At 49.5% G+C, this 15,941-nt stretch carries 16 protein-coding genes and 2 pseudogenes; 12 read left to right on the top strand and 6 right to left on the bottom strand.

The window, feature by feature from the left end:
• Positions 1–49: 49 nt before the first annotated feature.
• The 5 genes from IBT46_RS19150 to yjbE all read left to right on the top strand — a co-directional run bounded on the left by IBT46_RS19150 (position 50) and on the right by yjbE (position 3,795).
• On the top strand, positions 50–1,852 hold the full coding sequence (locus IBT46_RS19150) for an SGNH/GDSL hydrolase family protein (protein WP_200546949.1): 1,803 nt from the start codon (positions 50–52) through the stop codon (positions 1,850–1,852).
• Positions 1,849–2,556 (top strand): hypothetical protein, encoded by a 708-nt coding sequence (locus IBT46_RS19145; protein ID WP_200546948.1) that lies wholly within the window; start codon positions 1,849–1,851, stop codon positions 2,554–2,556. Before IBT46_RS19150 ends, IBT46_RS19145 begins: the two co-directional genes overlap by 4 nt.
• A gap of 113 nt (positions 2,557–2,669) precedes the next feature.
• Positions 2,670–2,912, top strand: a complete 243-nt coding sequence (locus tag IBT46_RS19140; protein ID WP_200546947.1) for a DNA polymerase V — start codon at positions 2,670–2,672, stop codon at positions 2,910–2,912.
• Positions 2,913–2,914: 2 nt separating this feature from the next.
• Complete coding sequence (locus IBT46_RS19135; protein WP_200546946.1) at positions 2,915–3,238, top strand: hypothetical protein; 324 nt, start codon at positions 2,915–2,917, stop codon at positions 3,236–3,238.
• A gap of 317 nt (positions 3,239–3,555) precedes the next feature.
• Entirely contained in the window at positions 3,556–3,795 is a 240-nt protein-coding gene (yjbE, locus tag IBT46_RS19130; RefSeq protein WP_200546945.1) for an exopolysaccharide production protein YjbE, read from the top strand.
• Positions 3,796–4,208: 413 nt separating this feature from the next.
• Here yjbE and IBT46_RS19125 read toward each other — a convergent pair whose 3' ends face one another.
• Positions 4,209–4,649, bottom strand: a complete 441-nt coding sequence (locus IBT46_RS19125) for a cell envelope integrity TolA C-terminal domain-containing protein (protein ID WP_200546944.1) — start codon at positions 4,647–4,649, stop codon at positions 4,209–4,211.
• Positions 4,650–4,742: 93 nt separating this feature from the next.
• The gene (locus tag IBT46_RS19120; RefSeq protein ID WP_200546943.1) at positions 4,743–4,982 is read right to left on the bottom strand and encodes a hypothetical protein; all 240 of its coding nucleotides are present in this window, start codon (positions 4,980–4,982) and stop codon (positions 4,743–4,745) included.
• Positions 4,983–5,183: 201 nt separating this feature from the next.
• Here IBT46_RS19120 and IBT46_RS19115 point away from each other — a divergent pair.
• From IBT46_RS19115 to IBT46_RS19105, 4 genes and pseudogenes are all read left to right on the top strand, one after another.
• A pseudogene (locus IBT46_RS19115) lies at positions 5,184–5,878 on the top strand (IS1 family transposase); the annotation flags it as partial.
• Positions 5,858–6,082 (top strand): DNA-binding protein, encoded by a 225-nt coding sequence (locus tag IBT46_RS27345; protein ID WP_234480206.1) that lies wholly within the window; start codon positions 5,858–5,860, stop codon positions 6,080–6,082. The pseudogene IBT46_RS19115 and the gene IBT46_RS27345, both read left to right, overlap by 21 nt.
• Before the next feature lie 109 nt (positions 6,083–6,191).
• On the top strand, positions 6,192–6,542 hold the full coding sequence (locus IBT46_RS19110) for a DUF6404 family protein (protein WP_200546942.1): 351 nt from the start codon (positions 6,192–6,194) through the stop codon (positions 6,540–6,542).
• A gap of 46 nt (positions 6,543–6,588) precedes the next feature.
• Positions 6,589–7,716: an SEL1-like repeat protein gene (locus IBT46_RS19105; RefSeq protein ID WP_200546941.1), complete on the top strand. Its 1,128-nt coding sequence runs from the start codon at positions 6,589–6,591 to the stop codon at positions 7,714–7,716.
• A gap of 563 nt (positions 7,717–8,279) precedes the next feature.
• Here the strand turns inward: IBT46_RS19105 and IBT46_RS19100 are convergent.
• Positions 8,280–8,915, bottom strand: a complete 636-nt coding sequence (locus IBT46_RS19100; RefSeq protein WP_200546940.1) for a DUF2268 domain-containing putative Zn-dependent protease — start codon at positions 8,913–8,915, stop codon at positions 8,280–8,282.
• A gap of 623 nt (positions 8,916–9,538) precedes the next feature.
• Here IBT46_RS19100 and IBT46_RS27340 point away from each other — a divergent pair.
• Positions 9,539–9,760: pseudogene (locus tag IBT46_RS27340) on the top strand (helix-turn-helix domain-containing protein); the annotation flags it as partial.
• Positions 9,761–9,982: 222 nt separating this feature from the next.
• On the opposite strand, the gene rstA reads toward IBT46_RS27340, so the two are convergent.
• A complete protein-coding gene (gene rstA, locus IBT46_RS19095; protein ID WP_105594658.1) occupies positions 9,983–10,711 on the bottom strand; it encodes a two-component system response regulator RstA in 729 nt (242 codons plus the stop codon).
• A gap of 197 nt (positions 10,712–10,908) precedes the next feature.
• Between rstA and IBT46_RS19090 the strand changes: the two genes are divergently transcribed.
• On the top strand, positions 10,909–11,322 hold the full coding sequence (locus IBT46_RS19090; RefSeq protein WP_200546939.1) for a hypothetical protein: 414 nt from the start codon (positions 10,909–10,911) through the stop codon (positions 11,320–11,322).
• Positions 11,323–11,325: 3 nt separating this feature from the next.
• Here the strand turns inward: IBT46_RS19090 and IBT46_RS19085 are convergent, their stop codons facing one another.
• Together IBT46_RS19085 and ydgH are read right to left on the bottom strand one after the other, a co-directional pair.
• Positions 11,326–12,717, bottom strand: coding sequence for an amino acid permease (locus IBT46_RS19085; protein WP_200546938.1), 1,392 nt, complete (start codon positions 12,715–12,717; stop codon positions 11,326–11,328).
• A gap of 223 nt (positions 12,718–12,940) precedes the next feature.
• Positions 12,941–13,897 (bottom strand): DUF1471 family protein YdgH, encoded by a 957-nt coding sequence (ydgH, locus tag IBT46_RS19080; protein ID WP_105594655.1) that lies wholly within the window; start codon positions 13,895–13,897, stop codon positions 12,941–12,943.
• A 513-nt stretch (positions 13,898–14,410) separates the two neighbouring features.
• Between ydgH and pntA the strand changes: the two genes are divergently transcribed.
• On the top strand, positions 14,411–15,940 hold the full coding sequence (gene pntA / locus IBT46_RS19075; protein ID WP_200546937.1) for a Re/Si-specific NAD(P)(+) transhydrogenase subunit alpha: 1,530 nt from the start codon (positions 14,411–14,413) through the stop codon (positions 15,938–15,940).
• Position 15,941: the final 1 nt, after the last annotated feature.

Genomic DNA, 15,941 nt, shown 5'->3' with positions numbered 1-15,941 from the left:
ATCGATTAACCTGCAACCCGCCAAGTGCGGGTTTTTTTATGGAGTAAATATGGCTTCATTTACACCACCGCTGGGAAGTTCGAGCCCGGAAGTCCTGGCAGATAATGCCAGTCGGCTGGATAAGCTTTTGAACAGTCAGGAACAGTCAATTCCTGACAGGGCGGGAGAGCCTTTAAAATCATGGATGGGCATTGAGGCGGATTCTGCGGCAAAACTTGCTGAACTGGACAGTGTGATAAATTCCGTTGATAACGGAGATTACACATTCTCAACTGTGCCTCTGGGGCTGGCTGCTGTTACTGAACTGCAGTTTTTCCGGGTTGTTGTACCCGATGGGGGCGGGAACACCATCGCGTGGAACGTGTATCAGAAGGTTGATGGTGTGGCTGTCTATAAAACCTCTCAGCCCAATGCGTATTATGTTGAACAGGTTAAGGGAACTGCTGATGCCATTAACAGAAGGACGGAAGGGCTCAAAACCGAATCTGAATCCGCTTACCCTCTCGAAATCACCGATAACAAAGGTAAAGGCATTCTCTTTTCAGAAAGTCAGGGCCGCATCAACTGCCCTGGCGGCGTGAAAACTCCGGCGCTCAACGCTGACACGGTAACATCAGGCGTTGTCGCCGCGCAGGAGATGCCAGTTAACGCGGGAGATGGTGATGCCTACCTTCTCGCTGAAGTGGACAGGGCCGGGCATGTGCTGTTCGCCACCGACAGCCAGACGGGAAAAAAAATCTACCTAGGAGAGCCACTGCACAACCACCGGGGGCCGCTGGAAGGGGATTTCTTCGCTATCGGTGATTCAATCACCGCCTACGGCGTCGCTTATTCCGGTACGAATAACAGCGGGACATCATATGCACCGTGCGTGCGCGATCAGTCCTGGCATGCATGGGCGTCGATGATGACCGCTGGCCGCCTGCGACTGAAAGGGATATCAGCTACCGGAGGATATACGGTCACTCAGGTGCTTAACACGCACGTATCTAAAGCTGAGCAGGCTGCCACAACATTCTGCGTGGTGATGTGCGGCCGAAACGATGTGGTGCAGGGCATCGATGTTGAGGCCGTGACAATCCCTGCGTTTCTTAAAATATTTCGCCGTTTACGTCAGAAGGGGATTATTCCTGTCGTCTGCACAATGTCTGCTCAGGGAAACAGTACAAGCAACACGCAACGTATTGCGGAGCATAAAATCAATGCGTGGCTCAGGGCGTACGCCCGTAAATACCGGCTGCCCCTGGCAGACCTGCACCGCTACACGGTTAACCCGCTGAACGGAGACTGGACACCCGGCTGGAACCAGGACGTGTCGCACCCGAACGGGTTCGGTGCCCGCGCCATGGGGCGCGCGCTGGCTGACGGCCTGAAAGAGTGGTCAGCACCGGTGTACGCTCCGCGTGCTGACGAACAGTTGTCACCGGCCATAAGCAACAACCTGCTGGAGAACTGTCTTTTCCTCGACAGTGACGGGACAAACCCTGCAGGCTGGACCGTAACGAAAACGGGCACGTCAGCCGTTGCGGCGTCTGGTGAGATAAAGGGTAACGCATGGTCAGTTACAGGGCATGAAGCTGAAAAGACAGTAACCCTCATCCCCTCTGACCGCCTGCAGCTTGGATTTTTCGCAAAAACAGGCGATGCGCTGTTTGAGCTGTATCTGATTTCCGGGACAACCCACCTGGCGGGTATCCGTGACTGGAAAGTATCAACGGAAGGCTTCCTGTACTTCAGCTATGAGTTTACGGTACCCGCCGGAGTGACCAGTGCCACCCTGAAACTGAAAACAACAACAGCGCAGGCATCTGTCGGTCAGGTCAGCCTGCTGAAAATAACGGAGTTAGTATGAGAATTGTGCTTGATGCCACCATCAACAATCCGGACCTCCCGCTTATCAACCCTTCTGCCGCGCTGATATCCGATACGATGGTCGCCGGGTACAACATGCTGAGCACGAAAGATTTCAGCGGACGCGGTAACGACTTCAGCTGGAACGGAACATTCGACGCATCAGGCGCTGTGTTACTGAACGACCCGGATCATGTCATGACCCTGCCGTTTGCAGATACGCCGGAGATGACAGTCATCTTTTGCTGGAATCTGGCCACAGCCACTGCCGGTGGTAACCGATGGCTGTACGGAAACGGTAAGCCAGGCTCTACAGCCGTATCAATCAAAGACGGTATCTTCCACCGGGCAACAGGAGCCACCGTTTCTCTGGGCGTGGGAGCGACGGATATGGGGACAACACTGGTCGCGCAGTCAACCGGGGCGTGGACGCTGCAGGCGCACCGCTACAGCAGCACCCTGATAGAGCGCATAACCCGGTCAGGTGGGATTACTTCTCAGGCGGTAACAGCCCGTAATGCCGGGACGGGACCTTTCTATGTGAACGGGCAGCCTTCCAGCCTGAGCCCCGCATATGCGTCCGGTGGTGCCGGGACAATCGGCATGATGCTTTTCTACAACGAGCTGACTGATGATGCAACGCTGGCATCCCGCATGGCTACCGTATGGGACATCATGACTTCGCGGGGGATTTCAGTACCATAAAAAAATTCACTTCTTCTCAGCCAGTTAGCATCCAGCCTGAATGATCTCCTTGACCCCTCCCCAAGATTGATAATACTGTATGTATATACAGGTACTGTTTACGGGAGGGCATCATGCCTCGCTACTACGAAATCCCCATTGCATTCAGAAACAGCATCGTTCATGAGCCTGGCGGCCGCCGCATTGTTCGCACAACGGACTTTGTGCGCGAACTCGCCGCGCTCAATCACCACTGGTCGCTGAAAGAGGCGAATCGCTGGATCGAAAATTACCAGCACGGCTTTAAAGACATCTCAACCGAAGAGGGGGAACGACGGACGTTCTATTTCTTTAACTCGAACAACGGGAGGATCTGATTATGGGCTTTCCCTCACCGGCACAGGATTACATCGAGACGCGGATTGACCTTAACGAGCTTTTTATTCCTCATCCGTCAGCAACTTCTCTAATTGAGCACAACGGCATGCGATATCTCGTTGATCGGGCGATAGCGCCTAAGAACGGTGGCAAGGTCTGCTATGAACTTTTCGGCGAGGTTGGAGTGGGGAGAGTTAACAGCGGTCGTCTGATAACGGAGGATGGCAATACCATCGAAGGGGAGGTTATGCAGGACGTGATCATTATGGGTTGCGTGACATTGGAAATCCTGTCTGTTTACGACGAAAACCGGCCAACGATTTGAGCCGCATGTTTTCTGGGTGTGAATACAAAAAAATGGCATTCATTTTCTGGTTTTTTTAGGAATTATTTGGCTTCTTTAAATCGTTTGGTCTGATGATTTGTTTTTTTCATTTATTTGAATAAATTGAATTTAGTTGTTTTTAAATCTCATAATCATGGGATGGGTTTTAGCTTGGGTTTAATTTTTTCTGGAGTTTTTAGCTCTTTAATTGAGACCGGTTTTGTTGGCATTTTTTGTTATTAATTAGTTTATATGCTAAATTTCGATCGCACTTTCCTGGATGGATTGTTTTAGTTAAGAAGCATAGAGGTAGGTTTATGAAGGCGAAAATTGCATTACTTTTAGTATTGTCTTCGCTTGCTGCTGGTGTGCAGGCTGCACCAGAAGAAGGTGGGGCGGCAGGTGAAGGGGCTTTTGGCCTCTCAAAGGGAGCTACAGATGCACTGGGAGTTGGAGCAGTTGCTGCTCTGGCAGGTGTGTTGATAGCCTCTACAGGTGGTGGTGATGGTTCTAATACCGGAACAACTACTACAACCACGACATCCACTACTCGATAAACGTTCTATGGTCTGGGCAGTGTTGTACAGACCATTTTCCCAGATCCCTCCGTCTCCTCCCTAAAATTGCATGCCTCTTTGGAAAACCTGAACACGGCCCTGCTAAAGAAAAATTCTTGCCTGACTTACGCTTTCAGAGCTGAACTGATGTCGACGTGGGTCTAAATTTACAGCTTTTTGACACACGTGGTGAATGATACGACTACGTATGAGTTTGATGAAATTCCAGTGTGAATGATTCAAAGACACTACATTTCGTGGTTTCAACACTAACTGTCAATTCATGCAAAAGCTGGTATGTTTTCGGCACTAGATTATATTTAGTAGCTCGGACATCAAATGATAGATTCCTCTGGCAGTAGATTTTTAAGTTTGACAGTAATGAGTCGCTAACACCGGGAGAGCTCATAATGCTAACCACTCATATTGAAGCCGGATTTTTGAAAATCTCTATACACCTCCGGATTGGTAAATGCAGGGAATTTGGCTTCATGAGCTGCCGATTCTATTGCTTGGCAATAGGCTTTATGGCCATTGCTGGTCCTTATGTTTGAAGCTGTGCCATCTTGAGAAAATTCAATATGCAGTCTGCAATGTTTCCATTTCCATTTTTGCGGCTCATCAAGTTTTGCATTTATTGCTGCCCTGATTGCCCGCGCTTGCGCCCCCCATTCATCCTGATCATCAAATTTGCCTGAACCGCAACTACCTAATGCCGTGGTTTTATGGCAGCCGGAAGGATGTAACGCTGAGCAACCCGCGACCAGACTGCCCACAACTGTCAGCAAAACAGTCTGAATAACGATTTTCTGTACTGTTTTAAATGATCCCACTTCTTGATCCCCATAATTCATTTAAATCTCAGCAATGTTAGCTAAGGCAGTTATTACGCTCGATTATGGAGCGGAGTGGCCTGTCAGACAAATTTAAATTCTGTGCCAAAACATTTAATCTTCTAAATTTCGATCTCTTGGAGGAGAAGAACCGCCTCTTTGCTCTAGCTCTCTGGTATGTTTCCTGTGATCCTCGCAGCACTCGGCTGAACAGAACGCCGTGTTAGCCACAACAGGCTGATCTTCGCACCATACACACTTGCCATTCAAACCTTTAATTCTGGATGGTCGATTCAACAAAGCAATTGTAATAATTGCTGCTTCGAGTTCTTGAGCTAAATCTGCATCATCCATAAAAGATTTCCATTACTGTGCATGTTAAAAGTAGGAAGTCTAAATATGTTAATATAATTTGAGTGAGAAAGTGCTTAGAATTTTAAGATATTGATCACATATGAAAGAAATAAATCAGAATTCCTCTATTAATTTATGACGTTTTTGGTAATGCTCCCATCTTACTGATTTAGTGTATGATGGTGTTTTTGAGGTGCTCCAGTGGCTTCCACTTGCATCAGCTGTCCTTCCTGTTCAGCTATTGAAGGCGTGGTGCGTAACGGCAAAAGCACTGCCGGACATCAGCGCTATCTCTGCTCTCACTGTCGTAAAACATGGCAACTGCAGTTCACTTACACCGCCTCTCAGCCCGGTACACACCAGAAAATCATTGATATGGCCATGAATGGTGTCGGATGTCGCGCCAGTGCACGCATTATGGGCGTTGGCCTCGACACGATTTTAAGGCACTGAAAAAACTCCGGCCGCAGTCGGTAACCTCGCGCATACAACCGGACAGTGACGTCATTGTCTGCGCGGAAATGGACGAACAGTGGGGCTACGTCGGGGCCAAATCCCGCCAGCGCTAGTTGTTTTACGCGTATGACAGGATACGTAGAACGGTGGTGGCACACGTCTTTGGTGAATGCACCATGACTACGCTGGAGCGTCTTCTGAGCCTGGTGTCGGCATTCGACGTGATGGTATGGATGACGGACGGATAGCCGCTGTATGAGTCACGGCTGAAGGGAAAGCTGCACGTCATCAGCAGGCGTTACACAGAGCGAATTGAAGGGTACAACCTGAATCTGAGACAGCACCTTGCAAGACTGAGCAGGAAGTCGCTGTCGTTCTCAAAATCAGTGGAACTCCATGACAAAGTTATCGGGCACTGTCTGACGATAAATCATTACCAAAAAATCCAAGCTGAAGCGGCTACTACAGACAACAAAATACTGGAACAGCTTTTGAAGAAGTTCCGCCAAGTTGTTACGGAGCGCCGGGAAGAATACTACCGGGAGATTGGTGAGAAAAAAGCGCATAAGTTGAGAATGAAAAGAGCACAAAGATTACTTGAGAAAATGACATGTGATCGTGTTTCACCAGAGGATCTAAAGTAATGACTATTTGAGTGTTATTAGAACATAAACATAGAAGCGATAATTATTATCATTTACAATGGCTTTTATCGATAGATAGTTGAGTAAAGGTGAATCCGGAGGGAACTGTATGAGCTTTGAAGCTAAAAAGGAACGTGCAATCGCCATTATGGAAAGTAAGAAGATGTGGCGTAGTAACTATGCCCCACCTTTGCTACGTCTCGCATGGAAAGCTGGCCTGAAGGTGCCACCATTACCTTTTGCTTCGTTCTGGCAAATAACTTTGTGGATGGGGGTATGGTTTGGTCCAGCATGGGGGATTTGTATGTGGTTTTCTTCATGGAAAGACAGTGGTATGCAACCGGGTGTAGCATTTGTCTCAAGCATAGTCGCAGGTATTTGCTTTGCTGTTCTCATGGCTGCTTATCATTGGTGGCGAAAGGTAGTTAACAATCTTCCTGACTGGGACAGCCTTGAGTAAAGATCTCTGTAGAGGCTATATAGTCTTTAAATGGACTGGGTGTGACATGGGAAAAATGAAATATTGGCTAATAGCAGGACTTATTATACTTCTTGCGATTGTTTACACTGCTATCAGTGACAGGGATTCTACGCTTTCAAGACTGAAATCAGCAGGTGAAAACGGAGATGTAGAAGCTCAGTATGCTTTGGGTCTAATGTATTTGTATGGAGAAATACTGGATGTTGATTATCAGCAGGCAAAGATTTGGTATGAAAAAGCCGCTGCCCAAAATGATCCGCGTGCGCAGGCCAAACTCGGTGTGATGTATGCATTTGGTCTCGGGGTAAATCAGGATTATCAGCAATCAAAATCATGGTATCAAAAAGCCGCTGCGCAAAATGATGTTGATGCGCAATTTTTGCTTGGAGAGATGTATGATGATGGTCTCGGGGTAAGCCAAGACTACCAACAGGCAAAGATGTGGTATGAAAAAGCTGCTGCTCAAAATGATGAGCGTGCTCAGGTCAATCTCGCTGTTCTATACGCAAAGGGTAATGGGGTAGAACAGGATTATCGAAAGGCCAAAAGCTGGTATGAAAAGGCTGCAACTCAAAATAGCCCTGATGCGCAGTTCGCTCTTGGAATTCTATATGCCAATGCTAATGGTGTAGAGCAGGACTATCAGCAGGCAAAAGGCTGGTATGAGAAATCAGCAGAACAAAATTTCGCCAATGCTCAGTTTAATCTTGGTATGCTCTATTACAAAGGTGAGGGAGTTAATCAAAACTATCAGCAAGCCAGAGAATTGTTTGAGAAAGCCTCGTCTCAAAATCAGCTGAATGCTCAATATAATTTAGGTCAGATTTATTACTACGGTCAGGGCGTGGCTCAGAGCTATCGAAAGGCGAAGGAATGGTTTGAAAAAGCGGCAGAGCAAGGTCATGTCGATGCTCAATATAATCTTGGCGTAATATACGAAAATGGTGAAGGCGTTAGTCAGGATTTTCATCAGGCGAGGGTTTGGTATGAAAAGGCTGCTGCTCAAAATGATGCGCAGGCACAGTTCGATCTTGCTGTGATGAATGAACGGGGTGAAGGGGGCAGTATCAACACAGGACAAGCAAGAACTTGGTTTGGGCTGGCATGTAAGAATGGGCATAAGGAAGGTTGCGAACGTTATGAAAATAACTGAAATGGTTTTTTAGGGGATTTTTTGGTCATAACTAAATTTAATTTTAGCTTTGTAATTTATTTTGATTCTTTTTTAATATGCGAAAATATAGTGTTAGGAGAGGGGCAATAAATAATATACAAAACATAAATGCTAATAACAATAAGTTCCTTGATGGGCCAGTGTCACTAAAAAATCTATCCCAAGATCTCTTTGACATTATCATTTGCGCTGATACTTCTAAAGCATAATACGCAAACGGGTATGCTACAGCACCAATAGCTAGGTATGCTGCAACATAAGGCATATAAGGAACATAAGAAGGAAATATATTTCCATCGTTTAAATCAGTCAAAATGTTTTATACCAAAGAGCCACAACCGACTAAGCCCCATAAACAATGTCTGAGATAGTATCTAAGTGTCATATTCTATACCTTAACGGTATGAAATAGGGAAGAGGTGGATTCAAGCTGGCAGTTTCCGCAAACTGAATGCCATTAACTCTGACAGTCCGCAATGAGTGGGCCATTTTGCTTTTGCTCATGATAACAGTCATAGTTCTGGAAAATGGCTGTGCGCTCTTCAAATAAATGTCTTTAGCTCCTCAGCATTTATATTCGCCAGCATTGAAGCCTTTAAATGCGGGAATGCTGCGAGGTATCTGGAAATCAGTTTGAAACCTGTGGTATATCCTAGCCATCTTGGCAACTCCCCGGTTCCGAAAAACCAAGCATTATGATCGTAATCAGTATTATACCAGTTTTGAAACAATTGTGGACTGTAGGGCTTAATAAGTTCTGATTTGAGCATTTCCCAGGGTTCAGGTTCACCACCAAAAAGTTCAAGAGAAAAATGCCCGGCAAGCCCTTCAGAGACTATGACTTCTCCTAAAGTTGAGCCGTATCCCGGCCCGGCCCATCTAACAGCATGGTGCAGTTCATGTGCAAACATTCGTTCAATGGAGTGCGCATCATTCTTGCAAAATGTTGGATTTTCAGGATCTACAGTTATATAGACAACTCCAGCTTCAGGGCAAAAACCAACATGCCCTTTTTCAAGGATAACAAACTTCCCGGCTTTAACCACCACATCCAGTGAAGGAAGTGGCATCAAATTTTTGGCTTTTACGTAGGTACTGGCCAAGGTGGTCTGAAGCCATTCAGAGTGAGCGGTAAGTTTTTTCTGAGCATTCAGTATATGAATGGTTATTTGTGTCATGTCAGCATCACTTAGAAGCCAGAGTAAACGTTCGTATATTAGCAGAAATATAACGAATGTCATGGTAATGCTTAGCAGTGGCTGGCAGATTAGGTGTAGCTCTATGCCGTAGCTGTGTTAGATTAAGTCGCGACTAATACATGAAAACACAAAACTATAAAGTTCTGTGGAAGACCCCCGGACAACCCATATCAAGTTGGGCGAGGGCACTCCACACTCCGATGATCCAGTGTCCAACATTCCGGGGTCAGTTCAAAAGCGGGCTTTTTCATCGCTCAGGAACCGCGGCTCCTTTACGTATCCTTTTTTGTCCGTTTACAGTCTGGTTACTGTCCGGACTCAGTGACTAACTGCATGAAAAATAAGGTGCTGTCCTGTCACTGTCCTGTCACTGTCCTGTCTAAATTGGTGGAGCTGGAGTGAGTTGAAACCGCCGCCAGACCTTAATAAAATAGCAGATTCTTCTCGTGTAACTATCTGATTTATATGCCGTAGAATATTCGTGCTTATTATGAGGCTGCAGCGTATTTAGTTGACTGATTTGGAAAAACGCTCATTTTAAATCCCTCAGCCCATGTCTGTGTTGGTTCAAGTTGCCCTCCGGTAGCCATTTCGGCTAAGTGCAACTTTTCTTTCATATCACAAACGCGCTGGCGGAAATGGAGTATGAGTTGATCGTCGAAAAAACGCGCTCAGGGCCGAGTTGGTAGACGTAGGTGAATCATAACGCCGGAAGTGGTGGAACGTGGAAAGAGAATGCTGGCGAGCGGCGCAACCCGGCAACAGGTAGTCGATGTGATCGGGGGGGAGTGAAGACAGTTTATAAATATTTTCCTGCCGAATAAGAGGGTGGCCTCATGAGTTATGAAACTTACATCAAGCCAGCAAAAAGGGACAGATTTGGGGGCATTTCACTTATAGGGACATAATCAGGGGCACGAAAAAGACCGTACCTGCCCTTGAATGTCCATTGTTAGCTCGATGCTAACATGCTGAAGTTATTATAAATTATTTAAATTCAACATGTTGCGATATCACCGCACACTAAAACTGAATAAACAGCTTTCTCATTGGGCATCCCAGGCGTGCGGAGCGAACAGGTAGCCTTTATTACGGATGGTTTTAATCCGGTACGGCTCAGTGGCGCTATCCAGCAGTTTTTTACGCAGGCGCGAAATCGCCACGTCAATGCTGCGATCCATGCCGTCGTAGCTGACGCCGCGCAGGGTTTTCAGCAGAGCATCGCGGTTGAGAATTGTGCCGGCATGGGTTGCCAGCTCCCACAGCAGATCGAAGTCGGCGGTGGAAAGAGCAATAATTTCACCGGAAAGCGTCACCTGGCGGTTAACCGGATCGATGCTCAGCGTGCCGAAGCGCAGGCCTTTCTGGCTGGAAACTGCAGGAGCGATCTCTTCACCCTGGGTTTTGCTCCCGGCCTGGCGCAGATGCAGCCGAAGACGCGCCAGCAGAACCGCCGGCGGCGTGGTTTTTAGAATATAATCATTCGCGCCCATCTCCAGCGACAGAATATGGTTCATGTCGCTGTCGAGTGAGGTCAGCAGCACAACCGGGCCAGACCAGTCGCCGCTGCTGCGGATATCGCGGCAAAGCGTCATCCCGTCCTTGCCGGGTAGCATAATATCCAGCATGACAAGGTCCGGGTTAGTGGCAGCGATCGTTGCTTCAGCCCTGTCTCCACGGCTTTCCACAATGACCTCAATATCGTGTCTTCCCAGATAGGCGGCGATCAGCTCGCCTACATCTTTGTCGTCTTCAACAAATACTATTTTATTCATGATGCGGTATATCGGGCCGTAGATGACACTAGCTTATCCTTTCTCAGGGGCAACGCCTATTAACCTGTGCTAAATCGTCGGAAAAACGCCTCGGAGAATCCTTACATCTGTTAATCTAATGAATGTAGTATAATGTCGGTCGAGTATGTCATTATAAGCGTAAGGGCTGTTTTGACGTGTAAAGAAAAGGAGGAAGGGTGTCAGAAACTAAGCTGGCTGCAGTAGGGCACAATGACCCTGTCTGTATAAATTATATCGATTTCCTTTCCGCTTCCTGTAAGAAACGCTGGAGTTTTGTTGATGCGATTTACGGCGTTATCCCGTTTTTTGGCATCATTACCCGCAAAACGGCAGCTGCCCCTCGCGCCGCACCGGAATGCCTCAAAGACCTCGCGCTGCAGATTATCTCTACTCAGGTCAGTGATGAAATCAATATTGTTCGCCTGATAACTCTTGCGCAACAGCAGCAAATTGCCCGCTTTGAAATTCTTCTGCCTTATCCGCTATCAGAATCTCAGCTGATCACCGTGCGTCAGGAATATGCCCGTCCGCTGGAACTCCAGCAGCAGGACGACCGACTGCATATCGCCATCCCACCGCTGTCCCACTGACGGCTACTGCATCAGCATCCAGGCTGCCGGAAGGGCGGCCAGGACCAGTACTCCCATTGCCATCTTCTCGACAGGCTTCAGCGCCGTCAGGGCCTGTCCCTTACGGCGGGCGAACAGAAACAGCAGCATTCCCGGCGCGTAAAGCACCACCGACAGCAGCAAATGCAGTGGCCCGGAAGCGTAGAGCAGCCACAGACCGTAAAGGCTCGCGCCGATAGCAACTGCCGTCACGGCGGGTTGTCCCTTGCGATACGCCAGCTTGAATAAATAGGCACCTACCAGGAAGTAAGGCACCAGAATCATCTCTGAAGCGATAGTCAGCAGCGTATTGTAGTCTGCCCCGGTCAGCCAGATCAGGATCAGGCACAGCTGAACGCAGCCGTTGGTCAGCCACAGTGACGCGGCCGGTGCGCCCCGTGCATTCTGCCGACTGAGGAGACGAGGGAACGCCCCGTGCTGGGCGGCAATCATCGGGACTTCCGCTGCCATAATCGTCCAGCTGAGATAGGCACCGCAGACGGAGACTATCAGCCCGCTGACGATAATCAGGTTGCCCCAGGGGCCAATCAGCGAAGTCATCAGCCCCGCGACCGAAGGGTTGCGCATGTCAGCCAGTTCAGCGCGCGGCACCACGCCGAGCGAGAGTAGTGTCACCAGCAGATACACGAACAGTGCAGCCACCACCGCCAGAAGTGTCGCGCGGCCGACATCCCGCTTGTTGCGCGCGCGGGAAGAAACCACCACCGCGCCCTCAACGCCGATAAATACCCACAGGGTGATCAGCATGGTGTCTTTAACCTGCTGCCACACCGGTTTACCCAGCGACAGTCCACTGAAATCGATGCGGAAGCGATCGTAGTTGAAAGCGGCAATCGCCAGCACCACAAACAGCCCTAAAGGCAGCAGCTTGCCGAGTGTGGCAGCCAGATTAATCCCGGCAGCGGTCTGTACGCCGCGCAGCACCAGGGCATGGACACCCCACAGCAGCACGGAGGCACCCAGCATTGCCTGCCAGGTATTGCCATCGCCAAATACAATGTGGCCCAGCGAATCGGTAAAGAAACTCATCGCGGAAAAAACGATAACCAGATACGACACGTTGGCGATCACCGCGCACAGCCAGTAACCCCAGGCGGAGCAGAAGCCAATCAGCTCACCGAAACCCGCCTGCGCATAGGTAAAGATCCCGCCATCCAGTTCTGGTTTTATGCGGGTCAGCAGCAGCATTGCCGTGGCCAGCAGCAAAATGCCCACGCCGGTAATACCCCAGCCGATCAGCAATGCTGCCGGACTGGCTACCGCTGCCATATTTTGCGGCAGGCTGAAAACGCCTGCACCGAGCATAGAGCTGAGTACCAGCGCGGTCAGAGCGGTAAGCCCTAGTTTTTTGTCCAAAAATGACTCCAGAAACAGAATAAAAAGCCAGTTAAATCGATTGGTGTGAATTTTACTCAGGGTTAATGTGCGATTGTGCGAACGATAGCCCTGTAAAAGGAGGGCGATTTTACGGAGTGAGGAGGAGGGATGCAATGATTTACTATGCACAAATCACAGCGGATTATTCACCAATAAAAAGGGCAGCCCGAAGGCTGCCCGCGTTGCAGACTGTTTTAGCTTATTACTTGAACAGGTCCGCAGTGACGGTCAGGTTACCGCCGCTCTGATTAGACCACTGGCGAGTCACGTGGTAGTACTTCGCACCTTTGGCAATCGCGCGTTTACCGACTTCTTCCGAAATTTCGGTTGGGGTGCTGAAGTGGCCGGTGAAGGTTACGCTGTCAAACGGCTGCATCTGTGCTGCCGTGATGGCGTTCACTTCCTGCACGCTCTTACCGTTCGGAAGAGTGACAGTGTAACGCTGACCGGACGTGGTCTGCGTTTCAAAGAAACGACCGACATTTTTGCTTGGTGTATCGGAGGACGCGACACCCGGGATCTCAACGTTTTTCGCTGCGGCACCACCGGCGGCCAGCGCGGCTTTACCGGCTTCGGAATCCGCAGGGATCAGATTCGACGACTCCTGCACCACACGTTTTGGCGCGTCGGCTTTATAGATATAGGCGGTGATCATCTGATTGCCGCCGTTGTTGGTATCGATCTGGCGAATAATAAAGAAGGATGCCGCACCTTTATCTTTCGCAGAACGACTGATGGCGTCGTTGACGTCCGGCTGGCTGCGGAAGAAACCGCTGGCGCTGACCGTGTCATACGGTTCCAGCGAGTAGGCTTCCGATTTAGTCAGTTCGCGCACGCCGTTGATCACGCGATCTTTATTCTTCACTGCTTCCGGTGCATCTGCGTGATACAGGTCGGCAGTCACGTTCCAGTTGCCACCGTTGCCGTTGGTGTCGTTGATGCCCTGAATATAGTAGGAGGCGGCACCCATCGCATCAGCACGTTTAGATACTGCGCTGCTGGCTTCGTTAATGGCATTAAAACGGCCATTGATGGTGATCCGATCAAACGGTTTCAGCGCGGCGGCTTTCTCCGGCGTCAGTTCCTGTGCCGCATGGACTGCGGTTAATGATGTGAGTGACAACAGGGCTGATGCCAGGATGGTGTTCTTCAGCTTCATAAAAATAATCCTTCGCCTTACGCAAAATGAGTACGAAAACGTGCTGGAGTCTTGATGTTCAACAGATTAGTCCACGATTATTGCATGTAATAATGCCTCTGTCTCAGCCATTTTTTATGGTTTTATGTGGGTGGGTATTCCGCTTTTTGGAATAGTCAGGAAAGCTTGCTGAATCGAGTCATTTTTTCAGTCCATACCACTTATGCAGGTAATTGCTACCACTTTACTCGTTAATGTATTGTTAATTAATGGTATTTGATAAGAATACACTGAGAATGTTAAATTTTTTCGTAGCAGATTATCGTTGGTTTAGCGCGAAATTCAGGTCCAATATAGGGTTGAACCGGGTCTGATTTGAATTTTTATAGGTAAAGTGCGCCGCAGTGCTCGTGGTGGCTGGATCGGAACACACATTTTCAGTAGGTTATAAACAGTTTGAAACAAGATGGTTTCGGTCATATGGGCCGGAGCAGTATCAACAAACCGTCATACTCTCTGATGAAAGGGAAGAATATGCTTATTGGTATTACCAAAGAACGGTTGGCAAACGAAGCCCGTGTGGCAGCAACACCGAAAACGGTGGAACAGCTGTTATCACTTGGCTTCAGTGTCACCGTAGAAAGCGGTGCGGGCCAGCTCGCCAGCTTTGACGATGCAGCCTATGTTGCTGCCGGTGCAACGATCGCTGATGCGGTTAACGTCTGGCAGTCGGATATCGTGCTGAAGGTTAATGCGCCGAACGATGAAGAGATCGCCCTGACGCGTGAAGGCAGTACGCTGGTCAGCTTTATCTGGCCTGCACAGAACCCGGCGCTGCTGGAAAAACTGGCAGCGCGTAAAGTCACCGTGATGTCGATGGATGCGGTGCCGCGTATTTCCCGCGCTCAGTCGCTGGATGCCCTCAGCTCGATGGCTAACATCGCCGGTTACCGTGCGATTGTGGAAGCCGCTCACGAGTTTGGCCGCTTCTTTACCGGACAAATCACCGCAGCGGGCAAAGTACAGCCTGCCAAAGTGATGGTGATCGGTGCCGGTGTCGCCGGTCTGGCAGCGATCGGTGCCGGGCGCAGCCTGGGCGCAATCGTTCGCGCCTTCGATACCCGCCCGGAAGTTAAAGAGCAGGTGCAAAGTATGGGCGCCGAATTCCTCGAGCTGGACTTCGAGGAAGAAGCGGGCAGCGGCGACGGTTATGCGAAGGTGATGTCAGAAGCCTTTATTAAGGCAGAGATGGCACTGTTTGCGGCTCAAGCTGCGGAAGTGGACATTATCGTCACCACCGCCCTGATCCCGGGCAAACCTGCGCCGAAGCTGATTACCGCTGAAATGGTTGCTTCGATGAAACCGGGCAGCGTGATCGTCGATCTGGCGGCGCAAACCGGCGGCAACTGTGAACTGACCGTGGCAGATAAAGTCACCGTTACCCCGAACGGCGTGAAGATTATCGGCTACACCGATCTGCCAAGCCGTCTGCCGACGCAGTCTTCCCAGCTCTACGGTACTAACCTGGTTAACCTGCTGAAGTTGCTGTGCAAAGAGAAGAACGGCGAGATTACCATCGACTTCGACGATGTCGTGGTGCGAGGCGTGACCGTAATTCGCGATGGCGAAGTGACCTGGCCCGCACCGCCGATTCAGGTTTCCGCTGCGCCTAAAGCGGCTAAAGCTGAAGTGAAAATTGAAGAAGAGGTGAAAAAACCGGCTTCTCCACTGCGTAAGTATCTGCTGCTGGCGCTGGCTATCGTCCTGTTTGGCTGGCTGGCTAACGTTGCGCCGCCGGAGTTCCTCTCGCACTTTACCGTGTTCGCGCTCTCCTGCGTGGTGGGTTACTACGTGGTGTGGAACGTCAGCCATGCGTTGCATACTCCGTTGATGTCGGTAACCAATGCGATTTCCGGGATTATCGTTATCGGTGCGGTACTGCAAATTGGTCACGGCGGCTGGGTCAGCTTCCTGTCGTTTATCGCGGTGCTGATCGCCAGCATCAATATCTTTGGTGGCTTCACCGTCACCCAGCGCATGCTGAAAATGTTCCGTAAAAACTGAG

The organism is Erwinia sp. S38 (assembly GCF_016624545.1).
GTDB lineage: Bacteria > Pseudomonadota > Gammaproteobacteria > Enterobacterales > Enterobacteriaceae > Erwinia > Erwinia coffeiphila.
The sequence above is the reverse complement of the archived record's forward strand: the minus strand, read 5'-3'. Positions and strand labels throughout refer to the sequence as shown.